We start from the raw sequence: 23,359 nt of genomic DNA, 5'->3' as shown, positions 1-23,359 counted from the left end.
CTGGGCTCGGGCAATACTGGCATCTATGACCATCATCGCACTTGGTATAAATCACAAAACCGCATCGGTAGAATTACGCGAAAAAGTCGCGTTTTCACCAGAACAACTGTCAGATGCGTTAACGCAACTTGCGCAAAGTGAGCAATTTAAAGAGTCAGTTATTGTCTCGACCTGCAACCGTACCGAGGTCTATTGTAGCCTTGAGAGTGAGAATTCCCAAGCGCTTCTCAGTTGGTTAGCATCGTTTCATAAAATAGATGAAGCTCAGCTGAGTGATAATATTTATATTCACTATAATAATGATGCCATAAATCATTTAATGAGAGTGGCATGTGGACTCGATTCATTGGTATTGGGTGAGCCACAAATATTGGGGCAAATAAAGCAAGCATACAATAGCGCTAAGCATCACAACGGCATTAGGCCCACATTTGAGCGATTGTTCCAAAAAACCTTTTCTGTTGCAAAGCAGGTGAGAACGGAAACTGAAATTGGCGCGAGCGCTGTTTCGGTTGCGTATGCCGCAGTGAATTTGGCGAAGCATATTTATGGTCAATTAGACAAAACACGGGTGCTGCTTATTGGTGCAGGTGAAACCATAGAACTGGTTGCTAAACATTTATATCAGCATCACCCCAAATCTATCACGGTTGCTAACAGGACGATTGAGCGTGCGCAAGGGCTTGCAGAAGACATTGAAGGGGAAGTTATCTCACTTGCACAACTCCCCAATGAGTTGCATAAGTCGGATATTGTGATTAGTTCTACCGCCAGTACACTACCTATAATTGGTAAAGGGGTGGTGGAGCAAGCGCTCAAGCAGCGTCGGCATAAACCCATGTTATTGATTGATATTGCAGTCCCTAGAGACATTGAAAGCCAAGTTGGTGAGTTAGATGCGGCATATTTGTATTCGGTAGATGACTTACAGACGATTGTCAGTGAAAACATGGCCAGTCGAGAGCAAGCTGCGCGCCAAGCACAAAAGATTATAGAAGAAAAGACTCGCGAATTTATTCAGTGGCAGCGGTCATTGCAGTCAGTGGATGTGATCCGTGAATATAGAAAAAATGCACAAGATGTTAAAAACGAGCTGGTTGAAAAAGCACTCAATCAGTTACAATCGGGCAAGTCTTCAGAAAAAGTCTTGCTTGAGTTGGCCAATAAGCTTACTAACCGTTTAACGCATGCGCCAACGCGTGCCATTCAAGAGGCGGCTAAGCAGGGCGATATAGAGCAATTGGCACAGCTGAAACACACACTAGGAATTGAGCAGGAATAGTAAATTAATGAAAGAGTCTGTATATCGTAAGTTAGAGACCTTGGCAGAACGTTATGAAGAAGTTCAAGCGATGCTGAGTGATCCAAGTATTATTAGTGATCAAAATCGTTTTAGAACATTATCGAAAGAATATTCTGAGCTAGAAGATGTTGTGAAGACGTTTGCATCATACCAACAGGCGCAAGATGATGTTGCGACGGCGGAAGAGATGTTGAAGGACTCTGATCCTGATATGCGTGAAATGGCGCAAGAAGAATACAAAGAAGCAAAAGCGTCGATAGTGCAATTAGAAGATGATCTGCAAGTACTCATGCTACCTAAAGATCCTAAAGACAATAATAATGTGTTTTTAGAAGTCCGTGCAGGTACGGGTGGTGATGAAGCGGCAATTTTTGCCGGTGATTTGTTCCGTATGTATAGCCGATACGCAGAAACACAGAAATGGAAGATAGAAATTGTCAGCGTAAATGAAGGGGAGCATGGCGGATATCGTGAAGTCATTGCCAATATAAGTGGTGACGGTGTTTACGGTAAATTGAAATTTGAGTCTGGTGCACACCGCGTACAACGAGTACCAGAAACAGAATCTCAAGGTCGCGTGCATACCTCTGCATGTACCGTTGCTGTGATGGCTGAAGTACCAGAAGCTGAAGCTATTCAAATAAACAGTGCTGATCTCAAAGTTGATACTTTCCGTGCCTCAGGAGCCGGTGGTCAGCACGTTAACAAAACAGACTCAGCAATTCGAATCACTCACCTTCCGACAGGGGTGGTGGTTGAATGTCAAGATGAACGTTCTCAGCATAAAAACCGGGCAAAGGCGATGTCAGTACTTGGCGCGCGCTTGCAACAAGCGGAAGATGAGAAGCGTCAAGCGGCAGAAGCATCTGAGCGCCGTAACTTAGTGGGAAGTGGAGATCGCTCTGAACGCATTCGCACGTATAATTACCCACAGGGTCGTATTACTGATCACCGTATTAACCTGACATTATATCGCTTGAATGAAATTGTAGCGGGTGAGTTAGGCGCGATTGTCGATCCTCTTTTATTAGAACACCAAGCAGATTTACTTGCTGCGATGGGTGATGATTAACAGTGAGCTCTTTTACTGTTGCCCAAGCCATTGCTTGGGCCTCTTCTGAATTTTCTGCTACCTCTGATTCGGCGAAGCTTGATGCTGAGGTTTTACTCCTTCATATCTTAAGTAAACCACGCAGTTATTTATTTGCTTGGCCCGATGCACACTTGCGAGATGAACAATATACGCAGTTTACAACGTGTGTTTCTCGACGCGTCAATGGTGAGCCAATTGCGCATATCATCAAAGAAAGAGAGTTTTGGAGTTTACCGCTTGAGGTAAACAACAGCACTTTGATCCCAAGACCTGACACAGAGACTTTGGTTGAGTATGCATTAAGCCTTGAACTAGGTGATACTGCCAGTGTGCTTGATTTGGGCACAGGTACGGGGGCAATTGCGTTGGCGTTGGCATCTGAAATGCCTAACTGGCAAGTAACAGCATTAGACTTTTCAGTTGACGCGGTGGCACTTGCACAAAGAAACCAAGAAAAGTTGGCTATTAACAATGTAACTGTTAAGCAAAGTGATTGGTATCAATCCGTTGCTGGACAGTGTTTTGATCTGATAGTTAGCAACCCCCCGTATATTGAAGAAGATGATGAACATTTATCACAAGGTGATGTGCGCTTTGAGCCGTTAAGTGCTTTGGTAGCATCAGATGAGGGCATGTCTGATATTAAACATATTATTGATAAAGGGCGCGCGCATTTAAAACCTGGCGGTTATTTATTGATAGAGCATGGATATCAGCAAGCCATTAAATTGCAGCAGTATTTTGCACAAATGGCGTATACCAATATACTTACTATAAAAGATATGTCAGGCTGTGATCGTGTTACTTTAGCAATGTGGCCTGAGTAATCCCCTTCAACGAATAACAATAGTACGTTTAAAGGATCCGAACAATGGATGATTTTTTGTTTTCAGATGAGCCAACCGAAGTGGTCGAACAAGAAGCCAGTGGCACTTGGAAAGTCATTATTGTTGATGATGAACCTGAGGTGCATGCTGTAACAAAGCTGGCTCTCAGCGATTTTGAGTTTCAAAAAAAGCGATTGGAATTTTTAAGTGCTTATTCTGGGGAAGAGGCACGCAAAGTTATTATTGATCATCCTGATGCGGCCATTGTGCTACTTGATGTTGTAATGGAAACCGATGACGCTGGCCTGCAAGTTGCAAAGTACATTCGTGAAACAGCCAAAAATAATCATATTCGAATTATTTTACGAACCGGCCAACCAGGGCAAGCACCAGAAAGGCAAGTAATTGTTAATTATGATATTAACGATTATAAATCAAAAACAGAACTGACAGCACAGAAGTTATTTACTGTGGTAATGTCGAGTCTTCGCTCATATCGCGATATTTTGGCGATAGAGCAATCACGTCAAGGCCTTGAAAAAATCATTTGTGCTTCACGTGATATATTTGCAACCCATTCAATAGAGCATTTTATTAAAGGGGTGATGCAACAATTAACTTCTTTGTTAGGCACTGTAGATGAAGCGATTTATGCCACGTCTTTAGTTGCCAGCAATGAGCCATATCAGAAGCAAGATCAACTCATTGTGTTTACTGGCCGTGGTGAGTTTGAAGAATCTGAGGGTAAACCTATTTCTGAGGTGCTCAAACCAGAGCAACTTGATGCATGTAACCAAGCGCTAAAAGAAAAAGGCATTGTTTATAAAGATAACTACCTATTCGCATATTGCTCTAGTGAATATAACCATAGTTCGATGTTATTTATCTCGGGGATCCCTGAGTTTTTAACCGATACACAAAAGCACCTCATAAAAATATTTACTCAAAATGTGCAGTTGGCCTATGAAAATGTGCAACTTCAAGCAGAAATTGAAGATACCCAGCAAGAGTTAGTGTATCGGCTGAGTGAAGCATTAGAGCAACGCTCGACAGAAACTGGCAATCATGTCAAACGGGTTGCTTATATATGTCATGCGCTTGCTGAGGGGTATGGATTAAGCAACAGAGACGCTGAACTGGTTAGAATGGCATCTCCATTGCACGATGTAGGCAAAGTTGGCATACCCGATGCCATTTTAAATAAGCCGGCTAAATTGGCTGATGATGAATGGAAGGTGATGCAATCACATACCGATAAAGGGTTTCAGATATTAAAAGACTCTAGACGTGAAATCGTTAATGCGGGGGCAATTATCGCAAGAGACCACCATGAAAAATGGGATGGAACTGGCTACCCATTAGGTAAAAAAGGTGAAGACATTCATGTTTTCGGCCGTATTGTTGCACTTGCTGATGTATATGATGCGTTACGACACAAGCGCTGTTACAAGGAGCCTTGGGATGTGGAGCGGGTTGTTACTGAAATTAGTAATCAAAAAGGGTTGCATTTTGACCCGAAATTAGTCGATGTGTTTAATAGCATCGTTGAAGATCTAGAAGCGATATTAGTGCGTTTTCCAGATTAAAATACCGTCAAAAATATGAGAAATTATGGAATATATTGCGTTAAAACATACTCACGTTATGTTTGCTGTTCTGAGCATTTTATTGTTTTTAGTTCGTTCGGGGTCTCGTTTAAGAACGGGTAAATTAGCCGGTAATAAAGGGGTGTTTATTGCCAGCCATAGTATTGATACATTATTAATTGTTTCAGCAGTTGCGTTAGCAGTTGTTGCCAGTTTAAACCCAATGCAGCAGCCTTGGTTGTTGGAGAAAATAATTTTGGTTGCTGTGTATATTGCCGCGGGTGTTGTGAGTGCTAAGGCGCAAACTAAATCAACACAAATAGGCGCTTTATCTCTTGCTATTGTGTCGTTACTGGCGATCGGCTATTTAGCTGGCTCAAAATCAAGTTTCCTGCTTTAAATCATGTGTGCACAACGGTTTTTTGCCGTTTGTGCACGACCCATGTTATTTCAATAATCACAATGCCACTTTTAAATAAATAAGCCTCACTGCATTTGAAGTTATTTCCGTGCTTGGGTCTTTTGTAAAAACTGGTAAACTAGCCTTTCGATTTGAAAAAACAGAATGAGAACACTCGGTAGTTATGACTGATACTTGGTTTGAACAACAAGAAAGTGCACAAGACTATGTACCGCAACACACATTGTTACGCTGTATTAGTGCAGAACAGCATTGGGATGCTCAAGCACAATTGGAGCAGAGTTATTGTCAATTGGCCGAGTTAGAGCTACTGGTTGATCAGATCAGTCATAAAACGGCTGATTTACATCTGCGCGTGAGTGAGATATTGGATGCGTTTTATACGCAATGGCTATTCAGTGGTAGCGAGCAGAATGAGCCTGAGCATTTACTCAATAGTGTATGTTATGTATTAAGTATGCGTAGTGGTTCACCAACGTCATTGGCGATTTTATTATGCCATTTACTCGAAAGAGCGGGTTTCGCTGCGAACCTTGCCATGGAGCAGGGTGATGTAATGGTACATATTGGCTTCAGTGAAGACGAAGGTTACATTGTTGAGCCCTGTGGCGGTCAGCAAACATGGTATGTGATACCTGAGAATGAGCCAGAAAAACAAGAAGAACCCATGGAAATAGTAACGGGTGATGAAGCGTTTAAGCTGTATTTAGCGCAGCAGAAGTGGGCATTTATTGCAGCCGACAAATTTGGTCATGCACTGAGTTGCGTTGAATTATTAATGGATATGTTAGGGGATGATCCATACGAGCGTCGTGATCGAGGCTATTTATTGAATCAAATTAATTGCCCTACAATGGCCAAAGTAGACTTACAATACTTTGTCGATGAGTGCCCTGATGATCCCACTATCGATATTATAGAACATCAAATATCTGAACTTGCAGATCATAATCATGTTTTGCATTAAATAATAAAAAATCAGTGAGGGTGAAATGCAAGAAGGAAGTGCTTTAGTAACAAATAACGCCGTGATTTTGGGGTTGATCGCAGCCATATTAGGATTTGTGTTTTATACCTCAAATTTAAAACAAGGCTTTTGGGCTAAGTTTTACAAGTATGTTCCTGCTTTACTGATGTGTTACTTCTTACCTTCATTATTAAATACCTTTGGCATTGTCGATGGCAATAATAATGACGTCTACAGTGTTGCTAAATATTTCCTATTGCCGGCTTGTTTGGTCTTACTGACACTGAGCATCGATCTTAAAGCGATTTCAGAGCTCGGAGGGAAAGCGGTCATTATGTTCTTGACGGGGACCATAGGTGTTGTAATTGGGGGACCGATCGCGCTTTTAGTCACGTCGGCAACCATGCCTGAGCTATTAGGTGGTGCAGGTCCAGAGGCTGTTTGGCGAGGCATGGCAGCCCTTGCTGGGAGCTGGATCGGTGGCGGGGCCAATATGGTTGCCATGAAAGAGATCTATGGTGCTGGTGGGGAAATATTTACCATCATGGTCACTGTTGACATTGTGGTGGCTAATCTCTGGATGGCAGCTCTGCTCTACATTGCTGGTCGTCATAAAGAAATTGATGCTCGCTCAGGTGCAGATACCACCTCAATTGACCGACTCATCGATAAAGTTCAAAAATTTGAACAAGAACATGCACGTAAGCCAGAGCTAAAAGATTTGATGCTCCTGATTGCCTTTGCATTTGGCGCCACAGGCCTTGCCCATTTTGCAGCTGATTTATTGGTGCCATTTTTTGTTGAACACTACCCTGGACTTAAAAAGTTTTCATTGCACAGCAAGTTATTTTGGATAATCGTACTCGTGACGACCATTGGCTTAGCGTTATCCTTTACGAAAGTGCGTCAATATGAAGCGGTTGGGGCCTCTAAAATTGGCTCAAGTTTTTTATATATTTTGGTTGCAACCATAGGCTTGCATATGGATATTACCAAAATTGTTGAAGCCCCAAAATATGTTGTGATTGGCGTTATGTGGATGGCGGTACATATTGGGCTGTTATTTTTGGTGGCCAAAATTATTAAAGCACCTATTTTTTATGTCGCGGTGGGCAGTAAAGCAAACATCGGAGGTGCTGCGTCAGCACCGGTTGTTGCTTCGGCTTTTCATCCTGCACTCGCGCCTGTTGGTGTTTTACTGGCGGTATTAGGCTATGCGCTTGGTACCTATATGGCTTGGTTATGTGGGCAATTGCTGCGCATAATTGGCAATTAAGTTGGAATAAATATGAATACGCAATTAATTAATGTCGCCAATGTCGAAGTGGCAAACGACAAACCATTTGTACTATTTGGTGGTATGAACGTGCTTGAGTCACGTGATTTAGCAATGAAAATTGCAGAGCATTATGCTGAAGTGACGACTAAATTGAACATTCCTTATGTATTTAAGGCGTCGTTTGATAAAGCAAACCGTTCTTCAATTAACTCATACCGTGGTCCTGGTATGGAGGAAGGGCTAAAAATATTTGAAGAGATTAAGCGTACGTTTAATGTCCCTTTGATCACAGATGTTCATGAACCTCATCAAGCTGCTCCGGTTGCGGAAGTCGTTGATGTGATCCAATTACCGGCATTTTTAGCGCGCCAAACGGATTTAGTTGTGGCGATGGCTAAAACGAATGCGGTCATTAATGTAAAAAAACCGCAGTTTTTAGCACCCCATGAAATGCGTCATATCATCAAAAAGCTAAATGAAGCAGGTAATGACAAAATTATTTTATGTGAGCGAGGAAGTAGTTTTGGCTATAACAACTTAGTGGTTGATATGCTGGGAATGGATGACATGAAGCTGATGGCCCCCGTTATTTTTGATGCAACCCATGCACTACAACGCCCAGGTGGACGTGAAGATTCTGCCGATGGTCGCAGAGCTCAAGCCGCTGAATTGGCAAGAAGTGGTATGGCATTGGGACTTGCTGGATTGTTTATTGAGGCCCATCCAAACCCAAATGAAGCCAAGTGTGACGGCCCATGTGCACTTCCGCTAGCCAAATTAGAAGGCTATTTACAGCAAATGAAGGCAGTGGATGAACTCGTCAAAAGTTTCCCTGCTCTAGATACTAGCGCTGCTGATTTGTAATAATACTATGGCAGCTGTGAAGGCTGCCATTTAATAAAGGCATCTAAGTCATGTCGAGACGACTCCCCCCCCTAAATGCACTGAAAGCTTTTGAAGCCGCCGCTCGACATTTGAGCTTTACAAAGGCAGCTGAAGAGTTATTTGTTACACAAGCTGCTGTCAGTCATCAAATAAAAATATTGGAAGAACATTTAGGTCTGAAACTATTTTTACGTAAAAACCGGTCATTACTACTGACTGAAGAAGGCCAAGGCTACTTTTTAGACATCAAAGAGATTTTCTCACAACTGATAGATTCTACCGAGAAGCTATTAGCACGAGGTGCAAAGGGCTCTATTACCGTGAGTTTAACCCCGAGCTTTGCGATTCAGTGGCTAGTCCCCAGATTGAGCAAATTTAATGAGTTACATCCTGAAATTGATGTGCGTATAAAAGCGCAAGATCATGATGAAAACTCTTTAACGGATGATGTCGATGTCGCGATTTACTATGGTCGAGGACACTGGAGTGGCGTGCAAACACATAAATTACATACCGAGTACTTGGTACCTTTGTGTAGCCCGTTGTTACTGAGTGGCCCAAGACCGTTGGATCAACCAAGTGATTTAGAACACCATACTTTATTACATGATATGACACGTAGGGCATGGAAGGCGTGGACCAAAACGGCGGGAGTACGCAATGTGCAAGTGAACCAAGGCCCGATATTTAGCCACTCATCCATGGTGTTACAAGCCGCCGTACATGGTCAGGGGGTTGCGCTGGGCAATAGTGTGCTAGCTAAACCTGATATAGATGCTGGGCGGTTAATTATTCCTTTTAGCCATAGTTTAGAAAGTAAAAATGCGTATTACTTGGTATTACGTGAGTCGCAATCGGAGCTTGGGAAAATTGTGTCATTTAAAGACTGGATGTTAAGTATGGTTGAGCAGGAGCAGCTTGCATGATCACATGGTTTAAACCAAAGCAGCCCATCGCACAGTTTGTGTTTGCCCATGGTGCGGGAGCTGGCTCAGACTCTGACTTTATGCAGGTAATGGCTAATTTGCTCTGTGAATTGAATATTCAAGTTGGCCTATTTGATTTTGAATATATGCAGTTAGCTAAGCAGCTAGAAAAACGTAGGCCGCCTGATAGGGCGCCTAAATTACTTGCTTATTATGACTATGTCCTCATGAGCATTGAGTCAGAGTTGCCATTATTTATCGGTGGAAAGTCAATGGGGGGCAGGATGGCCTCGATGTTGGTGACCCAGACAGAGCAGCCAGTGTCAGGGGTAATAGCGATGGGTTATCCTTTTCATCCGCCAGGTAAACCCGATAAATTAAGAACCGAACACTTTGATAAAATAAGCTGCCCGTTTTTGATATTACAAGGAGAGCGAGACACATTTGGTAATAAACATGAAGTGCAGTCTTTGTCTCTTGATGCGTCAATTAAACTTGGTTGGTTAGTTGATGGTGATCATTCACTAAAACCCCGTAAGAAAAGTGGTTTCACAGAAGCTGGACATAGGCAGCTGGCCGCACAGCAGGCTGTGGACTTTATATTAGAGGTGGTGAATGGTTAAATTATATTTGTTATTGGGTAGCGCATTTTGCATGTTGTCAGTGGTGCTCGGAGCGTTTGCTGCACATGGACTAAAGCGTCATGTGAGTGAGTATGCCATTGGCATATTTAAAACCGCGTCAGAATATCAAATGAGTCATGGTTTGGCGTTGATTGTCGTCGCGGTGCTGATGCGCTGGGGCATAAATGTGTCAGCCGCTGGTTGGTTATTTACTGTAGGCATAGTATTATTCAGCGGAAGTTTGTACTTACTAGCGCTAACCGGTTTGAAATGGCTAGGCCCGATCACTCCGATTGGTGGAGTCTGTCTGATAGCAGGTTGGTCTGTTTTATTATATAAAATTGCTAAGCATTCATTTTAAAGAGAGCGCAGATGTCGAGTGTCGTTATTTATTGTCGTAGTGGGTTTGAAAGTGATGCCGCTGCAGAAATTAACCATCATGCTGCTTTGCAAGCTGTTGCCGGCTATGTAAAAGCGAAACCCAATACCGGTTTTGTGATCTTTGAGTGTTTTGATCCACAACAGGCAGAGTTGTTGGTAAAAAAAGTAGATTTCAAAAGTTTAGTATTTGCTAGGCAGTGGTTTACTGGGGTGTTACTGAGCAATATGCCTGTTGAAGATCGTGTGAGTGAAATCAAAGCTGTTGTTGGCGATTTTCCGCTTTGTGGCGATTTAAGAGTGGAAACTCCCGATACCAATGAGGGAAAAGAGCTTTCTAAGTTCTGTAAAAAATTCTCAACGCCTCTGTCTAAAAGTTTAGAAAAACAGAATAAGTTAACGCGAGAGCATAAACCCACCAAGCCAGTGCTACACGTATTATTTTTAGCGAATGATACCGCGTATGTGGGGTATTCTTTCAGTACCAACAATTCGCCATTTTTTATGGGGATCCCGCGTTTACGTATGCCCAGCGATGCACCAAGTCGTTCAACGTTGAAATTAGACGAAGCATTTAATGTATTCATTGGAAAAACGGACGTAGCAGGGCGTGTTGAACCGGGCATGAAAGCCGTTGATTTGGGTGCGTGCCCTGGTGGCTGGACATACCAATTAGTGCGTCGTGGTATGTTTGTGACAGCGATTGATAATGGACCTATGAATGAAGCACTAATGGAGTCTGGCCAAGTTAAGCACTATACGGTTGATGGTTTTAAGTACTTACCGGAAAAGAAAAATGTCACTTGGTTAGTCTGCGATATGATAGAAAAACCATTGAAAGTTGCGAACCTGATGTTGGATTGGATTGTTAACGGGTATGCGAAAGAGCTTATATTTAACCTCAAACTCCCTATGAAAAAGCGTTTTGATACAGTGTATGAGTGTTTAACGTTAATTCATGAAGAGTTGGCTGAATATGACGTTGATTACCGTCTGCAAGCTAAGCATTTATACCATGATAGAGAAGAAGTGACTGTTCATATACAAGTCAAAAAGCTGGGTAAAAAATAACGCATAAAAAAAGGGCTATAGGCCCTTTTTTTATGCGTGCGTTGTGTGATTAATTAACTCTTTGCATTTCCATACAACTTGCGTAATAAGTTGTCGTTGCCGGCCAATCGCTGAACACACCCATCACGCCAACTTGTTGAGCCAATACATCGAGTAAAACCAGTGCATCATCATCGCTATTTATTGCATCGGTAATAGAGTGATAATACCAACCGCCACCACTTTCCAATGGTGCTGAACGTTCTAAAGTCCAGGTGATAATTTTTAATCCTGCTTGTTTTGCCGCGATAGCGTATGGTGATGGCACAATTTGGTTTTGAGCATCTAACGTAACAAGTACCCACAGTGGTGGTGCGATGATTTTGACACCGTCGTTGACCAACTGTGCCATGCTTGGTTGCCAAGTTTGTTCATTGAGGGGGTTGAATCCTGGGGTACTGTAGCGACCATCAAGGTAGACAGCTTGCGTTGCAAATAAAGGCGCATTGTCTAGCCAATACCTGACATCGGCTAAGTTAAATGATTGAGGGAAAACCTTAGCTGGTGCGATGCCCATTTCTTCATACTCATCCAGCATTTTTTGTGCATACATTGCTTGAGACATCCCGTCGAATGGCATTTGTACGCTAGCAGATTTAAGCTCTGGGGTCATTTTTACATCTAATGATTCAAATAAGGCAATGCTTTCTTTATGTGTTAATAATGTTCCCTGCGTCGCATAAAGATCCGTACGCCAATTGGCGGTACCATCCTGATAATCAATGACATTTGTAGCTTGTGGGTTGGCACTGTCCATTTTTCCGCTAAGTTGTTTAAATTCAGCCAATGTAATATCTGAAGTACAACATTTTGCCGAAGCGGCGACTTGTTGTGCAGGATCTGCGGGTGTAAAAGGCTCGCTACACTTATTGGCAAGCTCAGGAATACTTAAAATATTTGTCGTGGTATGCAAATCACATTGTGAGTGGCGGCAAACAAGGGCTTTATCTTTGGTGAAAGTAACATCACATTCAAGGATACCAGCACCCATTTTGGCCGCAGCCACATATGACTCTTTAGTGTGCTCTGGGTATTGCATAGGGGCACCGCGGTGGCCAATTGAAAAGTCGGTTTTATAAAAAGGCCCATTTTGGCATGCCGCAAGCTTGTTTTTTAATGCGCCCTCATCAAGTTGGTTAACCAAAAACTGAGGTCGAGTACCAACTTGCACTGTATTTAGTAGCGGGACTGGCTCTGTGGTCAAGTCGCTGTTTTTATTTTTTTTGGTTGTAGGGAGAACGGTTATGAGATCAGAGTCGCTTGCACAACCATTTATAAGTAGTGCACTGAAGATCAAAAAGCATTTAGTGTTCATTATTGCTATTCACTTTTAAGGTTAAGCCTATAGTTTATCTACATAAATTATAGGCTTAACGTGACAAACACGTGACAGCTTGATTTGATTGAGAATAGCCTATTTACGTGCGGTAGTTTACTCTGTAATTTTCGACCCACAACTTGGTCGCACCACATACAGCCACAGGCATAACAATTAAGTTAATAAATGGAATTGACGTTAATATAAATACAGCAAAGCCAAACCCATAAGATAAACCCTGTTTCGCTTTTAAGTCAGCTTTCATCTGTTTAAAGTGGATTTTGTGGTTATCAAAAGGGTAATCATTATATTGTACGTTATACATCCAGCAGGTGAATAAGATCCATAAAATTTGACCAAAAATGGGCAATACCCATAGCAAGATGAAAAAGCCAAGTGCCCTAGGAATATAGTAACAAAGCTTTGTCCATTCTCGGGCGAACATGCGAGGTACATCTTTTAACGTATCGCTGAGGCTATCATCGTTTATTGGTTGGCCCGTCAAATATAACTCTACTTTCTCGCTGAGTAAGCCATTAAATGGGGCTGCAATAAAATTTGTGATCACGGTAAATATCATGGAGTAACTGAATAAGATGACTAATACAGCAATTGGCCACATTAACCATTCGAGCCAACTTAACCAGCCAGGTAAAAGTGTGCTTAGGTAGTCAAAACCTTGTACGAGCCAATCGTATAAGAAAAACAATGAGCTACCAAAGAGTAAAATATTAATAACCAATGGAATAAAGACGAAGCGCTTTAAGCCTTTTTGCGTGATTAATGAAAAGCCAGAAAAAAAGTATTCCATACCTTGGGCTAACTGCACTCGACACCTCAATGAATGTTGTTTGGTCTATTTATCGGGGTAGTATATCTTACTAATGTAGCTAAGTAAGCCTTATTACGTAACAAACTATTGCAATATTTCATGGTTCTTTATATTAATAAAAAGTATATATTTATGATAGTAAAGTTTTTATTTTTAATTTTGTGGTTCTGTTGAGTTACATGAGTCTGTGTGACTCTGGTATTTTTAATAAATGTAGCCTTGTTTAATTTCTATGGTGCCCATACACTAGAATAAGAACTTTAAAGGTACTTCGTCTGAATTTGGAGTGTTGTAAGCGTGCAGTTTTCTCGGTGGCTAATGATATCTTGGCTTAGTGTTTTGTTATTGTTGATAACAAGTACGCAGCCTAGTTACGCCTCTACAGAAACGCATTATCAGCAGCAAACTATTACGTATGACGATACTAACCCTCAAGAATTTGACCCTCAAGATTTCCTTGCGACAGAGCCGTCAAAAGTCAGCCTGAAAGCAAATTGTGATATTAGCGATGATAATCGTGATGTATTTATCCAGTACACCCGTAGTTACACAATAATTCGAGCCCCACCTGTTATTTAAGTTTTAAACGCACTTTATTTTTTGTCGAAAGCTTAATTTATTAACAGGTGAGACTATGTCTACTTATATATCAGTACATACTGAAAAACTATCTGAATACCCTATGACTGCGCTATGCCATCAAAATGCACCAAACTTAACGTTAGAAAGCCCTGCGTGTGATGCAATGCAGAATCTTGATTTGATACACCCAACTACCATTGATGGTAATACGGGGTTAAACGATGCATTACTCATACTTAATAAAACCTATATGCGAACGTGCTTGGTTGTTAATGAGCGTAATGTCTTTCAGGGGATCATTTCAAAAGCGAGACTCTCCAGTAGTTATGTATTAAAAGTTGCCGCAAAATTAGGGCTAAAACGTGATGATCTTATGGTTTCACACGTGATGGTCCCACTTGTGCAATTACATACAGTGCCGCGGCATACCATTGAACACTCATACGTTGGCGATATTCTACAAACCATGCAAAGTGCTGGGCATGAATTTTTGTTCGTTATGGATAAGCCAAGTAATAAGCTATGTGGGTATTTTGACTTGATCCGTTTAGCTAAGCAGGTGGCGTGCCCCGTACGCCAAGCAAAATTGGCTGGGACATTTAGCGAGATTATTGACTCTCTGTGGCATCACAGTGAGATATAACCTATTTCGGACAGTGGGGGGCTTTAATGTGCCACATAGTTTGATTTCCAAAAGTAATGTAAATTAAAGAAAAAACCAAGGCGTCGAAAGGCGCCTTTTTCATGACTTAAGATGAATACGGAGTTCTATATTCCACCGTTTGGCATACCATAAAAATAAAGGAGTTTTTAAAGCTAGAAAGGTAAGCAAGGTAAACCAGAACCAACCAACGTCAACCATAAGTAAAGTAAAGCTAAGTTGTTTATTGGCGAAATAAAAGCCCACCACCATGAGCGAAACGCTTAAAGCGATGAGATCTTGCGTTAGCACTTTGATGAGGTCTCGCCCAGAAAAGGTAGGGTTTAGTACCCCATATGCGAAAACTAATACGATAAGATTAAGCGTAACGACGATTAATTCGATATCCATCCAACGAAAGCCTTTTACAAATTATTAGAGAATGCACAAAGGGTATCGACCTGAATGAGTATAACTTTAGCGAAAGACTCTAGAAGTTCAATAAAAGGAATTGATATCTTTATAGGGATGTATAGATAAATGATGGTATAGCGCTCTTATTTTAACCTGAGTTTATTATTTCTCATGGGTAATGTAAAAAAATGTGAAGTGTTTTTTGCTTTTTTAAAGGGGGTTGTTTTTGTAACGCTATAAATTGGATGCTTTTAATTTATAGAAAGGGTTAATTATTGCTTTATATAAATTATTTTGTAATAAAACATAATATTTACATATATGTTTTTTTTGTGTAGTTTTAATCTTATCGGACCAGAAATAAGTTCATTGTGAACTTGTGGAAAAAGAAAAAGGCAATCACATGGGAAAAGCTGCGCGAATGGCAACAATTATCACAGCACAGCAAACAATCAAAGAGCAGAGTAACCTTTATTACTTACGTAGTATTTTACTGATGTTAGATGTTGAAAATGTGTTTTTGGAAAACTTTGAATTTATAGCAGAACAAGTAGGATGTGATGCGACAGAACAAGTTACTTTTATTGATATGGCGACAGTGAAGTGGACAGAGTATATACCGAAGAATATTAATACACTTGCTAAAAAGAGGCCTATCGTTTTAATGAATGTCAGGGATGGGGCTGTATCAGAGAGAAGTGCATTGTTAGCTGGAATTAAAGGTATTATATATGAAACTGATAAGCCGGATGTACAGTTAAAAAGTATCAGAGCAATACTCGACGGTGAACTATGGTTTCGTCGCAGTATTATTAGCAGCACTTTCTCAGAACTGTTGAGTGAGCATATACAGACTAAAAGTACTGTGCCGCAAGCTGAGATTGATGAGTCCACGTATAATTTAACAAAGCGCGAAAAAACGATTATTAAGTTAATTGCTGAAGGGGCTCAAAATAAAGAAATAGCCAATAAGCTACACATCAGTGATCATACAGTAAAAACCCATCTCTACAGTGCCTTTAAAAAAACTAAGTCTCGAAATCGCATCGAATTATTGAATTGGGCTAGGCAATTTTTTCCTGATGCATTAACTCGTTATCATACTAATTAAGAGGCACTCGATGTAAGTGCCGTATTTCAGCACAGTTCTTTTTAGACAATTGAGAAATCGCTTTCGTCTCAAATTATATAAAGCGACTGTGCTGTGGGGCATTCCTTAGTCATTGTCTGATTTTATATGTTTTAATGTCTCTATTACCTTTTAATTCAGACTTGCTAGGTTGTCACCTTTGGAGACCAAATCCTTTTTTTGATACCGCTTTTGATTAAATTCACGAGTGCTTTTTCTATCGCTTGTTTGACACAAATATGCATAGGCTCATTATTAGTGTAACCCGCCTCAGCCTCTGCGAGTCGCTTATAACTGACAAAGCGGAAAAATCCAGCTCTCACTTCATGGCTGAGTACTGTTTTTGTCGTTGCAACAGATGTTAGTACTACACCAGTTCTGACATCTACTGCACGCATGTAAATCGATATAACATCTTCACGGTATAACTCTGAAGTGCTTATCCCAAAATACTCCGCGCCAAGCCCCCCGGTTTTGGTATTAGAGTCGTAGCTGATTATACCGCCTTCGATAAGAATTTTTGCGGTTTTAAGAGGGGGGAGTTTATCTGCTTTTCCATTGTTCGTATCTTGTGCAGCTCGTATTATCTTGCGCTCAGTAAGGATATTTTGTAATCCTTCTCGCTCAACAGGAATGAACCAGTCGGTTTCGTTTAAAGCTTGTACTAGGATCGCAGACGCTCCTTGAGTGACTGCGGTTGAAAATGAACTGACATTGGCAATGGGTTTGTATTGCCCCGTTTGGTCTCTAAATGAATACACTGAGACAGGTATACTGCCCATTGGCGGTGGTAATGTTTGTAATTCTGAAAATGTGTCTGTTTGTTCTAATGTTTGAGCAATCTTAATATCTGGGGGAAGGACCTGGGATAAGCTTGAACAGCCTACCGTTGCTCCTAGTAATAAGGTAATGAATGTTGTTTTTATTGTCTGCTTTTTCATGGTGTAAACCTTGGTACTTCTATGGTAGTGATCTCACCATTTATGAGGTTGGTAATTTGCACAGTAATACTGTCTGAGTTGCTGGTGATCATTTTAATCTCATAATCCCCACTGACAAACGTTGAGTCTTGTCCAAATACATTATCAGTAGGATCTTCACCAAATGCTAAATCTGTGAGTTCACGCACGATTTTATTTATGTATGAACGTTCTAGAGACTCTTGAAGCCGCTCGGCATAGGTTTTTTCAACCGTATGGGCTTTGTGTTTGTTTTGTGATTGGGCTTTGTTGAGCAGCATGCTTGCGTTGAGCGGGCTACCACCAAAGCTTGGGTTAATGGGTGTATAAACAAGCTCACTGGCCAGCAATAAAGACGGGCAAAAAAGAGCCGTTAATATTATTATTTTTTTCATGTTAAAGACCACTGATAGCCATATCTTGGCTAAATTCACTAAAGTTATTTGAGGTAATAAGATTGACGAGTGTTATGGCTGCTTGCTCGACTTGTTCATCAATGGGCTTGAGTCGCCTACCCATGAATGTTTTGTAAACAATGGTATTATTGAGCTCTACCGTTAATACAGTCCCAGCACGTGGAATTAATGTTTCTTTAATTACGACATTTGCACCGGACGTATTGGGAATGTCTTGCCATAGCATACTTAATTGGGTGTAAAACTCATAACCGGAGCGGCTGATGCTTTGGTCAAGTAAAAAGCCACCAATTTCTTCCTTGGCATGCAATGGGCTGGTGATAATACAAATTATGAAAAAGAAATGTTTCAGTACAGCATTCATAATGACCACTTTTATTATTAGAAAAGCAGTGTGAAGTTTTCACACTGCTCAGTCATACTAAAGTTACTTTTGCGTAATGGTTGTGGTGTTGAAATCACCGACTTGGGTAACTGATACATCACCGTTAAGTTGCGACATACCGCCTTCAACTAAGTTACCAGTACCTGTCTGGCTGATTGTTAAACTCAAATCATTACCAGCTAATAAGAAAGCGCCATTATCGATACCAGCCACAACGTTCATGTCACCCACTTGCGCAATGTCTACGCTATTACCGGTGCCTTCAAGCATAAGGTCTAACGCATTCAGATCACCAAGTTGGCTTGTCACAATTGAATTATCATTGCTAGGAACAACACTGCTTAAGGTAATACTCGTGTCATTGTCACTGCCAATTTGTGAAAGTTGAATGCTATTTGACGATGTTTCTAAAGACGTGTCAGGGTAAGACGTTTGAATTGTTGCGTGATTACCAGTGCCTGCTATTTGAATAGTTTGGAAGTTATTATCCGAACCATTAAAGTTAGCGATATGCGTATTGTTGTCTTGCTCTTCTTGAATTGCAGAGAAGGTATTGTTATCTCCAGCAACCCCTAAATACGCTGCATTATCGTTACCACTTTGCGTGACATTCAATTCATTATTATTGCCTTGAACATCGAATTGTAGCTGATTACTTAAGCCTGTTTGGTCGGCGGATACTTTATTATCATTTCCGGCGAACAAACCACTTGTTACGCTATTAGTATCACCATTTTGCTCTAAATATAGGTTGTTGTCATTACCTCTAACACCAGCGGCTAGTTCTATCGTGTTTTCGTTACCAACTTGGCTTGCTCTGATATCATTCTCATCACCAGTAATATCAACGCTAGTGAGTTTATTGTCATTACCACGCTGTTCTATAGAAATACTCTGATCTAGGCCGAAAATACCGGATACTTCAACGCCATTATTATTACCAATTTGCTCTACTTTGATGTCGTTATCATCACCTGATAATGCATCAATGGTCAGGCGGTTTCTGTCACCGACTTGTTCGAAGTCAATTTCATTTTCTTCGCCCTGTAGCGATTCAATCGTCGCTATATTCCAAAAGCCATCTTGCTCAACGTCGATTTCGTTGTCATCGCCTACGATGCTATTTAGGTGAACTTCACCCCATTCACCATTTTGGACAACGTTTATTTCATTTTCATTGCCTTGTAAGTCTCTGATGAATGCCCAATGGCCGCCGTCGCCTTGTTCTATGCTAATGAGGTTGTCATCACCATTAATAGTGGTTATTACTTGACTGCCAATATTGCCTAAACCCGCAGCGCCTTCTTGCGTGATAGCAAGCATGTTAGCGTTACCAGCGATTTCAATTTGAGTTTTAGCATCGCTACCATTTTGATTATTAGCAATATGATTACTGTTACCATTTACGCTGGTTGTTTGTAAGTTATTATCACCAGCCTGTACTGAGCTTAATTGGTTGTCATCACCTTCAACGGCCAACTGAGCACCATTAATATTACCTGTTTGCTCTACCGTTGCGTTGTTACCCCTGGCTGGGTTAATTGATTTTTGTGAGATCTCCACTTTGTTTTGTTGTGCATTTGCCATAAAGTCAGACGTAATTGAATGGCTAGTGTCTTTTGAGTCATTTGCTATAGCTACGTTGCCATAACCTAGCGCCAATGCAACGGCACATGTAATTAGAGATTTTTTTAGCATAGTAATATCCTGTTCTATATTGAATTATTTTGTAACGCTGACATCTACGACCATATCATTACCCTGCTGATGAATAATGAATGACTGTTGCCCTAATTGCGTTAAGTTGACGATGTTGGCATGGCCTTCTTGAATTATCACAGCTGAGTTATAACTGCCTTGTTGCAAAAGGTTGATGCGGTTGTTTGAGCCCAATTGTGTAATGTCGGCAAGGTTACCTGTACCAAGCTGTTGTACGTTAATTGAGTTCAATTCGTCGTTAGATTGAAATATTGTTGCTTTATTAAATGTACCGATTTGATTTACTAAAGCATTGGTGTGGATGTGTTGTGCTTTAGATAAAAAAGACGGATGTATACTGACTGATAAAGGAGACTCTTTTAAGTCATAGTCGCTGGCACTAATTTTTAACGATACACAAGATAGTATGGTACATAGCAATGAAGCAAAGCAGCTCTGTGATAGAGCTTGATTCTTTTTTGTTATGTTTTTGTATCTCATTGTAACCATTTTATTTTTCGTGCGTCTGTTTTAATGACTTGAGTTCACTGTAATAAAGCCGTAATGGATAATATATAGGTAATTTTTTTGATTTATTTATTCTTTAAAGTCAATGCTTTAAGTGTCTGCTTTGAGTTTTTTTACTTTTTCAGTAAAAAAGGTTGGGTTTTAGAGAGGGTGAAAACTGCTTAACTTCATACTATTTTGTTAAAATAATGTATTTATAAATAAGACTAATCTGTTTTTACTGTTTTTCAGTTTTACGCTTGCAGCTTCAATCTTTTTATTGTTATCTAATAGCGTTGCTTATATTAAATACCTTATGTTTTTACTAGGAATGCTGACCTAGTAATGTGTCCTGTTTGCTGTAGCTCGATATATAAGGCTACGTTCAAAAAAGTCACATGGAACATAGGGCTTCTGTTGATATTGAGAGATCCAAAAACGAGTGTGATGTAACACTTTAAAATTAATTAATAACGTCAAAGACGAGACTCTGTCGTATTTAACGTTATGAGAAAATACTGGATCTAACAATGAAATTAAAACTATCTGCCCTGACGCTTGCGTTATTACCTTGCCTTTCACAGGCTGCGATCAATATGAATACTAATACAGAGCGAATGAGCGCGGCTGACGATTCTGTTATCGTCGTATTTAAAGAAAGTGCAAGCAAAGCGCAAAGGCTAGCTGCACGCCAATTAGTGAATGCAAAAATCACTGATGTAAATAAAGATGAAGTTGATGATGGCTATAAAAATGTACTTAAAGGCCGCTTAGCTCAATTTAAGCTTGATAAAACCAATCCTAAAGCGGCAATAAAGGCGCTTGCATCTCACGCCGCAGTCCAATATGTTGAGCCAAACTATCAATTATCAATCCAAGCGATGCCAGATGATCCTAAGTTTTCTGAACTGTGGGGTCTTCATAACACAGGTCAAACGGGTGGTACGGCTGACGCAGATATTGACGCGGTAGAAGCATGGGATATTTCTATTGGTAGTCGAGATGTCATTGTGGGTGTTATTGACACTGGTGTTGACCATACGCACCCAGATCTTGCTGCAAATATGTGGATTAATCCAAATGAAATTGCAGGGGATGGCATTGATAATGACAATAACGGCTTTATTGACGACGTACATGGCATAAATGCCATTACCGATGCTGGGGATCCAATGGATGATCAAGGCCATGGTTCTCATGTTGCAGGGACTATTGGTGCCGTGGGTAATGACGGCGTAGGCGTGGTTGGGGTAAACCAACAAGTTTCTATTGTTGGCTGTAAATTTTTAGACTCAAGCGGGAGTGGTTCTTCTGCTAATGCCATTAAGTGTATTGACTATTTAGTCGGGCTTAAAAATGCAGGTGTTGATGTTCGAGTATCAAATAATAGCTGGGGTGGTGGTGGTTTTAGCCAAGCATTGTCTGATGCATTAACTGCGTCTGAAGAGGCGGGTATTTTATTTGTCGCAGCGGCTGGTAATAGCGCGGTTGATAATGATTCAAACCCACACTATCCATCAAGCTATGAGCATGAGTCAGTCTTATCAGTAGCAAGCACCACGCATACTGATGCTATGTCTAGCTTCTCGCAATGGGGTTTAACCAGTGTTGATTTAGGTGCGCCTGGTTCAGCGATTGTATCGACGGTTCCTGGTGGTGGCTATGACAGCTTTTCAGGTACATCTATGGCAACACCACATGTTGCGGGTGCGGCTGCACTAGCTTTATCTGTTAATCCAGACTTAACAACAGCTGAGCTTAAAGCATTGCTGATGAATTCAGGAGATGATAATGCGGCATTAGCTGGAAAAACGGTATCTGGTAAACGTTTAAATGTTGCGACCGCGCTAGAGCAAGCGGATCCGACGCCAGGCTTCAGGCTATCGCCAACACCGGCATCTCAGGAAATTGTTGCAGGTGATACAGCAACATACACCTTTGAAGTCTCAGCTATTGCAGGCTGGACAGGCGATATTAGTTTAGCCGTAACCAGTGATTTAGATGGTGCGGTGTTATCAGCAAGCACTGTTCAGCCAGGTGGTTCATTTACACTCAGTGCACCCACAATCGCAGATACCCCGTGGGGCAGTTATTCATTCACAATTGATGCGACGAGTGGTGATTTAGCCAAACAAAGCCAAGTATCACTTTATGTAAACCCACAAGGGTTAACTGAATTTGAATATAGCAACACTGAAAAGGTAGATATTCCTGATAATGATCCGACTGGCGTGTCATCTGTAATTAATATCCCGGATGATATTACTATATTCGGTTCAGATACTTTGATTGATATTACACACACGTATATTGGTGATCTAGTAGTCACATTAACTTCACCGTCAGGTACAACGGCCACACTCCATAACAAGGCAGGTGGTGGAGCGGATGATATTAATCAATCATTTGCATCAAGTGCCTTTAACGGTGAAGTTGCTCAAGGTGATTGGACTTTAAAAGTTGTCGATACCTATGCTGAAGATACAGGGACAATCAATCAGTGGGCTGTCACATTAACAGGCATTGGTGAGGTTGCACCTGCAGCGCCAGAAGCAAACTTTTCTTATACGTCTGATTTGTTGCAGGTAAACTTTACAGATGGTAGTCGTGATGCGAACAATGATATTGCATCTTGGGCGTGGGACTTTGGTGACGGCAATACATCGACAGAGCAAAGCCCAATGCATGCGTATGCGGCAGCCGGTACTTATCAGGTCATGTTAACGGTGACGGATGCTGAGGGGTTAACAGACTCTAAAGTTATGGAAGTTTCTGTGGCTGAGACAGCTGTGGAGTTGAAGTTAAAACGCGCTAATAAAACTCGACTTGGCTTCGCTCGAATAGAGCTGGCGTATCAAGGAGCAACGAGTGAGACAGTCGATGTGTATCGCGATGGTGAAAAAGTATCGACTACGGCTAATACTGGCTTATATAGAGACTTTATTCGTCGTGCGACACAGGACCAATATGTGTACAAAGTCTGTGTATCTGCTGATATTTGTTCTCAAGAAGTGACAGTTAACTTTCGTTAATTAAAACTTTGAAATAAAAACAGCGCCTGTGTGGCGCTGTTTTTTACAA

24 protein-coding genes are annotated in these 23,359 nt (G+C 41.0%); 16 read left to right on the top strand and 8 right to left on the bottom strand.

Going from position 1 to position 23,359, the window contains the following annotated elements; all coding sequences use genetic code 11:
• Positions 1–25: 25 nt before the first annotated feature.
• The 12 genes from hemA to rlmM all read left to right on the top strand — a co-directional run bounded on the left by hemA (position 26) and on the right by rlmM (position 11,359).
• Entirely contained in the window at positions 26–1,282 is a 1,257-nt protein-coding gene (gene hemA, locus BGP78_RS01050; RefSeq protein ID WP_119859664.1) for a glutamyl-tRNA reductase, read from the top strand.
• A gap of 7 nt (positions 1,283–1,289) precedes the next feature.
• On the top strand, positions 1,290–2,375 hold the full coding sequence (gene prfA, locus BGP78_RS01045) for a peptide chain release factor 1 (RefSeq protein ID WP_010361704.1): 1,086 nt from the start codon (positions 1,290–1,292) through the stop codon (positions 2,373–2,375).
• Positions 2,376–2,377: 2 nt separating this feature from the next.
• The gene (gene prmC, locus BGP78_RS01040) at positions 2,378–3,223 is read left to right on the top strand and encodes a peptide chain release factor N(5)-glutamine methyltransferase (RefSeq protein WP_119859663.1); all 846 of its coding nucleotides are present in this window, start codon (positions 2,378–2,380) and stop codon (positions 3,221–3,223) included.
• A 44-nt stretch (positions 3,224–3,267) separates the two neighbouring features.
• A complete protein-coding gene (locus BGP78_RS01035; RefSeq protein WP_119859662.1) occupies positions 3,268–4,809 on the top strand; it encodes a response regulator in 1,542 nt (513 codons plus the stop codon).
• A gap of 25 nt (positions 4,810–4,834) precedes the next feature.
• Entirely contained in the window at positions 4,835–5,209 is a 375-nt protein-coding gene (locus BGP78_RS01030) for a SirB2 family protein (protein ID WP_119859661.1), read from the top strand.
• Between the two features lie 184 nt (positions 5,210–5,393).
• Complete coding sequence (locus BGP78_RS01025; protein ID WP_119859660.1) at positions 5,394–6,197, top strand: tetratricopeptide repeat protein; 804 nt, start codon at positions 5,394–5,396, stop codon at positions 6,195–6,197.
• A 25-nt stretch (positions 6,198–6,222) separates the two neighbouring features.
• On the top strand, positions 6,223–7,473 hold the full coding sequence (locus BGP78_RS01020; protein WP_119859659.1) for a DUF819 domain-containing protein: 1,251 nt from the start codon (positions 6,223–6,225) through the stop codon (positions 7,471–7,473).
• 12 nt (positions 7,474–7,485) lie between these two features.
• Entirely contained in the window at positions 7,486–8,340 is an 855-nt protein-coding gene (kdsA, locus tag BGP78_RS01015; RefSeq protein ID WP_119859658.1) for a 3-deoxy-8-phosphooctulonate synthase, read from the top strand.
• 50 nt (positions 8,341–8,390) lie between these two features.
• Positions 8,391–9,287, top strand: a complete 897-nt coding sequence (locus BGP78_RS01010; protein WP_119859657.1) for a transcriptional regulator GcvA — start codon at positions 8,391–8,393, stop codon at positions 9,285–9,287.
• A complete protein-coding gene (locus BGP78_RS01005; RefSeq protein WP_119859656.1) occupies positions 9,284–9,910 on the top strand; it encodes an alpha/beta family hydrolase in 627 nt (208 codons plus the stop codon). Before BGP78_RS01010 ends, BGP78_RS01005 begins: the two co-directional genes overlap by 4 nt.
• Positions 9,903–10,271, top strand: a complete 369-nt coding sequence (locus tag BGP78_RS01000; protein WP_119859655.1) for a DUF423 domain-containing protein — start codon at positions 9,903–9,905, stop codon at positions 10,269–10,271. Before BGP78_RS01005 ends, BGP78_RS01000 begins: the two co-directional genes overlap by 8 nt.
• Before the next feature lie 11 nt (positions 10,272–10,282).
• Positions 10,283–11,359 (top strand): 23S rRNA (cytidine(2498)-2'-O)-methyltransferase RlmM, encoded by a 1,077-nt coding sequence (gene rlmM, locus BGP78_RS00995; RefSeq protein WP_119859654.1) that lies wholly within the window; start codon positions 10,283–10,285, stop codon positions 11,357–11,359.
• Positions 11,360–11,408: 49 nt separating this feature from the next.
• Here the strand turns inward: rlmM and BGP78_RS00990 are convergent, their stop codons facing one another.
• Both BGP78_RS00990 and cysZ read right to left on the bottom strand, forming a co-directional pair.
• Positions 11,409–12,713, bottom strand: a complete 1,305-nt coding sequence (locus tag BGP78_RS00990) for a glycerophosphodiester phosphodiesterase family protein (protein ID WP_119859653.1) — start codon at positions 12,711–12,713, stop codon at positions 11,409–11,411.
• 103 nt (positions 12,714–12,816) lie between these two features.
• A complete protein-coding gene (gene cysZ / locus BGP78_RS00985) occupies positions 12,817–13,545 on the bottom strand; it encodes a sulfate transporter CysZ (RefSeq protein WP_119859652.1) in 729 nt (242 codons plus the stop codon).
• Positions 13,546–13,866: 321 nt separating this feature from the next.
• Here cysZ and BGP78_RS00980 point away from each other — a divergent pair, with 321 nt between their 5' ends.
• Both BGP78_RS00980 and BGP78_RS00975 read left to right on the top strand, forming a co-directional pair.
• On the top strand, positions 13,867–14,127 hold the full coding sequence (locus BGP78_RS00980; RefSeq protein WP_119859651.1) for a hypothetical protein: 261 nt from the start codon (positions 13,867–13,869) through the stop codon (positions 14,125–14,127).
• 55 nt (positions 14,128–14,182) lie between these two features.
• Entirely contained in the window at positions 14,183–14,773 is a 591-nt protein-coding gene (locus tag BGP78_RS00975) for a CBS domain-containing protein (protein ID WP_119859650.1), read from the top strand.
• A gap of 99 nt (positions 14,774–14,872) precedes the next feature.
• On the opposite strand, the gene BGP78_RS00970 is transcribed toward BGP78_RS00975, so the two are convergent.
• Positions 14,873–15,181: a hypothetical protein gene (locus tag BGP78_RS00970; RefSeq protein ID WP_119859649.1), complete on the bottom strand. Its 309-nt coding sequence runs from the start codon at positions 15,179–15,181 to the stop codon at positions 14,873–14,875.
• 406 nt (positions 15,182–15,587) lie between these two features.
• Between BGP78_RS00970 and BGP78_RS00965 the strand changes: the two genes are divergently transcribed.
• Positions 15,588–16,295 carry a response regulator transcription factor gene (locus tag BGP78_RS00965; RefSeq protein WP_119859648.1) on the top strand — a complete coding sequence of 236 codons (708 nt, stop codon included), beginning with the start codon at positions 15,588–15,590 and terminating at the stop codon, positions 16,293–16,295.
• A gap of 164 nt (positions 16,296–16,459) precedes the next feature.
• Here BGP78_RS00965 and BGP78_RS00960 read toward each other — a convergent pair whose 3' ends face one another.
• The 5 genes from BGP78_RS00960 to BGP78_RS00940 form a co-directional block, all read right to left on the bottom strand.
• Positions 16,460–17,254, bottom strand: a complete 795-nt coding sequence (locus BGP78_RS00960; RefSeq protein WP_119859647.1) for a CsgG/HfaB family protein — start codon at positions 17,252–17,254, stop codon at positions 16,460–16,462.
• Entirely contained in the window at positions 17,251–17,667 is a 417-nt protein-coding gene (locus BGP78_RS00955; protein WP_119859646.1) for a curli assembly protein CsgF, read from the bottom strand. Before BGP78_RS00955 ends, BGP78_RS00960 begins: the two co-directional genes overlap by 4 nt.
• A gap of 1 nt (position 17,668) precedes the next feature.
• Positions 17,669–18,052 carry a CsgE family curli-type amyloid fiber assembly protein gene (locus BGP78_RS00950; RefSeq protein ID WP_119859645.1) on the bottom strand — a complete coding sequence of 128 codons (384 nt, stop codon included), beginning with the start codon at positions 18,050–18,052 and terminating at the stop codon, positions 17,669–17,671.
• Positions 18,053–18,115: 63 nt separating this feature from the next.
• A complete protein-coding gene (locus BGP78_RS00945) occupies positions 18,116–19,771 on the bottom strand; it encodes a curlin (RefSeq protein WP_119859644.1) in 1,656 nt (551 codons plus the stop codon).
• Positions 19,772–19,795: 24 nt separating this feature from the next.
• The gene (locus BGP78_RS00940) at positions 19,796–20,272 is read right to left on the bottom strand and encodes a curlin subunit CsgB (protein ID WP_182912189.1); all 477 of its coding nucleotides are present in this window, start codon (positions 20,270–20,272) and stop codon (positions 19,796–19,798) included.
• 536 nt (positions 20,273–20,808) lie between these two features.
• Here BGP78_RS00940 and BGP78_RS00935 point away from each other — a divergent pair.
• Positions 20,809–23,310: a S8 family serine peptidase gene (locus tag BGP78_RS00935; protein WP_119859642.1), complete on the top strand. Its 2,502-nt coding sequence runs from the start codon at positions 20,809–20,811 to the stop codon at positions 23,308–23,310.
• Positions 23,311–23,359: the final 49 nt, after the last annotated feature.

Origin of the sequence: Pseudoalteromonas sp. MSK9-3, from assembly GCF_003590335.1 — a bacterium.
Classification (GTDB): domain Bacteria; phylum Pseudomonadota; class Gammaproteobacteria; order Enterobacterales; family Alteromonadaceae; genus Pseudoalteromonas.
The sequence above is the reverse complement of the archived record's forward strand: the minus strand, read 5'-3'. Positions and strand labels throughout refer to the sequence as shown.

Excerpts from the sequence above, each read along its gene's own strand:
- BGP78_RS00945 (WP_119859644.1), bottom strand. The coding sequence starts at position 19,771 with ATGCTAAAAAAATCTCTAATTACATGTGCCGTTGCATTGGCGCTAGGT.
- BGP78_RS00970 (WP_119859649.1), bottom strand. The coding sequence starts at position 15,181 with ATGGATATCGAATTAATCGTCGTTACGCTTAATCTTATCGTATTAGTT.
- rlmM (WP_119859654.1), top strand. The coding sequence starts at position 10,283 with ATGTCGAGTGTCGTTATTTATTGTCGTAGTGGGTTTGAAAGTGATGCC.
- BGP78_RS01005 (WP_119859656.1), top strand. The coding sequence starts at position 9,284 with ATGATCACATGGTTTAAACCAAAGCAGCCCATCGCACAGTTTGTGTTT.
- BGP78_RS00955 (WP_119859646.1), bottom strand. The coding sequence starts at position 17,667 with ATGAAAAAAATAATAATATTAACGGCTCTTTTTTGCCCGTCTTTATTG.
- BGP78_RS01025 (WP_119859660.1), top strand. The coding sequence starts at position 5,394 with ATGACTGATACTTGGTTTGAACAACAAGAAAGTGCACAAGACTATGTA.
- hemA (WP_119859664.1), top strand. The coding sequence starts at position 26 with ATGACCATCATCGCACTTGGTATAAATCACAAAACCGCATCGGTAGAA.
- BGP78_RS00935 (WP_119859642.1), top strand. The coding sequence starts at position 20,809 with ATGAAATTAAAACTATCTGCCCTGACGCTTGCGTTATTACCTTGCCTT.
- BGP78_RS01020 (WP_119859659.1), top strand. The coding sequence starts at position 6,223 with ATGCAAGAAGGAAGTGCTTTAGTAACAAATAACGCCGTGATTTTGGGG.
- prfA (WP_010361704.1), top strand. The coding sequence starts at position 1,290 with ATGAAAGAGTCTGTATATCGTAAGTTAGAGACCTTGGCAGAACGTTAT.
- BGP78_RS01000 (WP_119859655.1), top strand. The coding sequence starts at position 9,903 with ATGGTTAAATTATATTTGTTATTGGGTAGCGCATTTTGCATGTTGTCA.
- BGP78_RS00980 (WP_119859651.1), top strand. The coding sequence starts at position 13,867 with ATGATATCTTGGCTTAGTGTTTTGTTATTGTTGATAACAAGTACGCAG.
- BGP78_RS01030 (WP_119859661.1), top strand. The coding sequence starts at position 4,835 with ATGGAATATATTGCGTTAAAACATACTCACGTTATGTTTGCTGTTCTG.
- BGP78_RS00990 (WP_119859653.1), bottom strand. The coding sequence starts at position 12,713 with ATGAACACTAAATGCTTTTTGATCTTCAGTGCACTACTTATAAATGGT.
- BGP78_RS00960 (WP_119859647.1), bottom strand. The coding sequence starts at position 17,254 with ATGAAAAAGCAGACAATAAAAACAACATTCATTACCTTATTACTAGGA.
- BGP78_RS00950 (WP_119859645.1), bottom strand. The coding sequence starts at position 18,052 with ATGAATGCTGTACTGAAACATTTCTTTTTCATAATTTGTATTATCACC.
- BGP78_RS00940 (WP_182912189.1), bottom strand. The coding sequence starts at position 20,272 with ATGAGATACAAAAACATAACAAAAAAGAATCAAGCTCTATCACAGAGC.
- kdsA (WP_119859658.1), top strand. The coding sequence starts at position 7,486 with ATGAATACGCAATTAATTAATGTCGCCAATGTCGAAGTGGCAAACGAC.
- BGP78_RS01010 (WP_119859657.1), top strand. The coding sequence starts at position 8,391 with ATGTCGAGACGACTCCCCCCCCTAAATGCACTGAAAGCTTTTGAAGCC.
- BGP78_RS01035 (WP_119859662.1), top strand. The coding sequence starts at position 3,268 with ATGGATGATTTTTTGTTTTCAGATGAGCCAACCGAAGTGGTCGAACAA.
- BGP78_RS00975 (WP_119859650.1), top strand. The coding sequence starts at position 14,183 with ATGTCTACTTATATATCAGTACATACTGAAAAACTATCTGAATACCCT.
- BGP78_RS00965 (WP_119859648.1), top strand. The coding sequence starts at position 15,588 with ATGGGAAAAGCTGCGCGAATGGCAACAATTATCACAGCACAGCAAACA.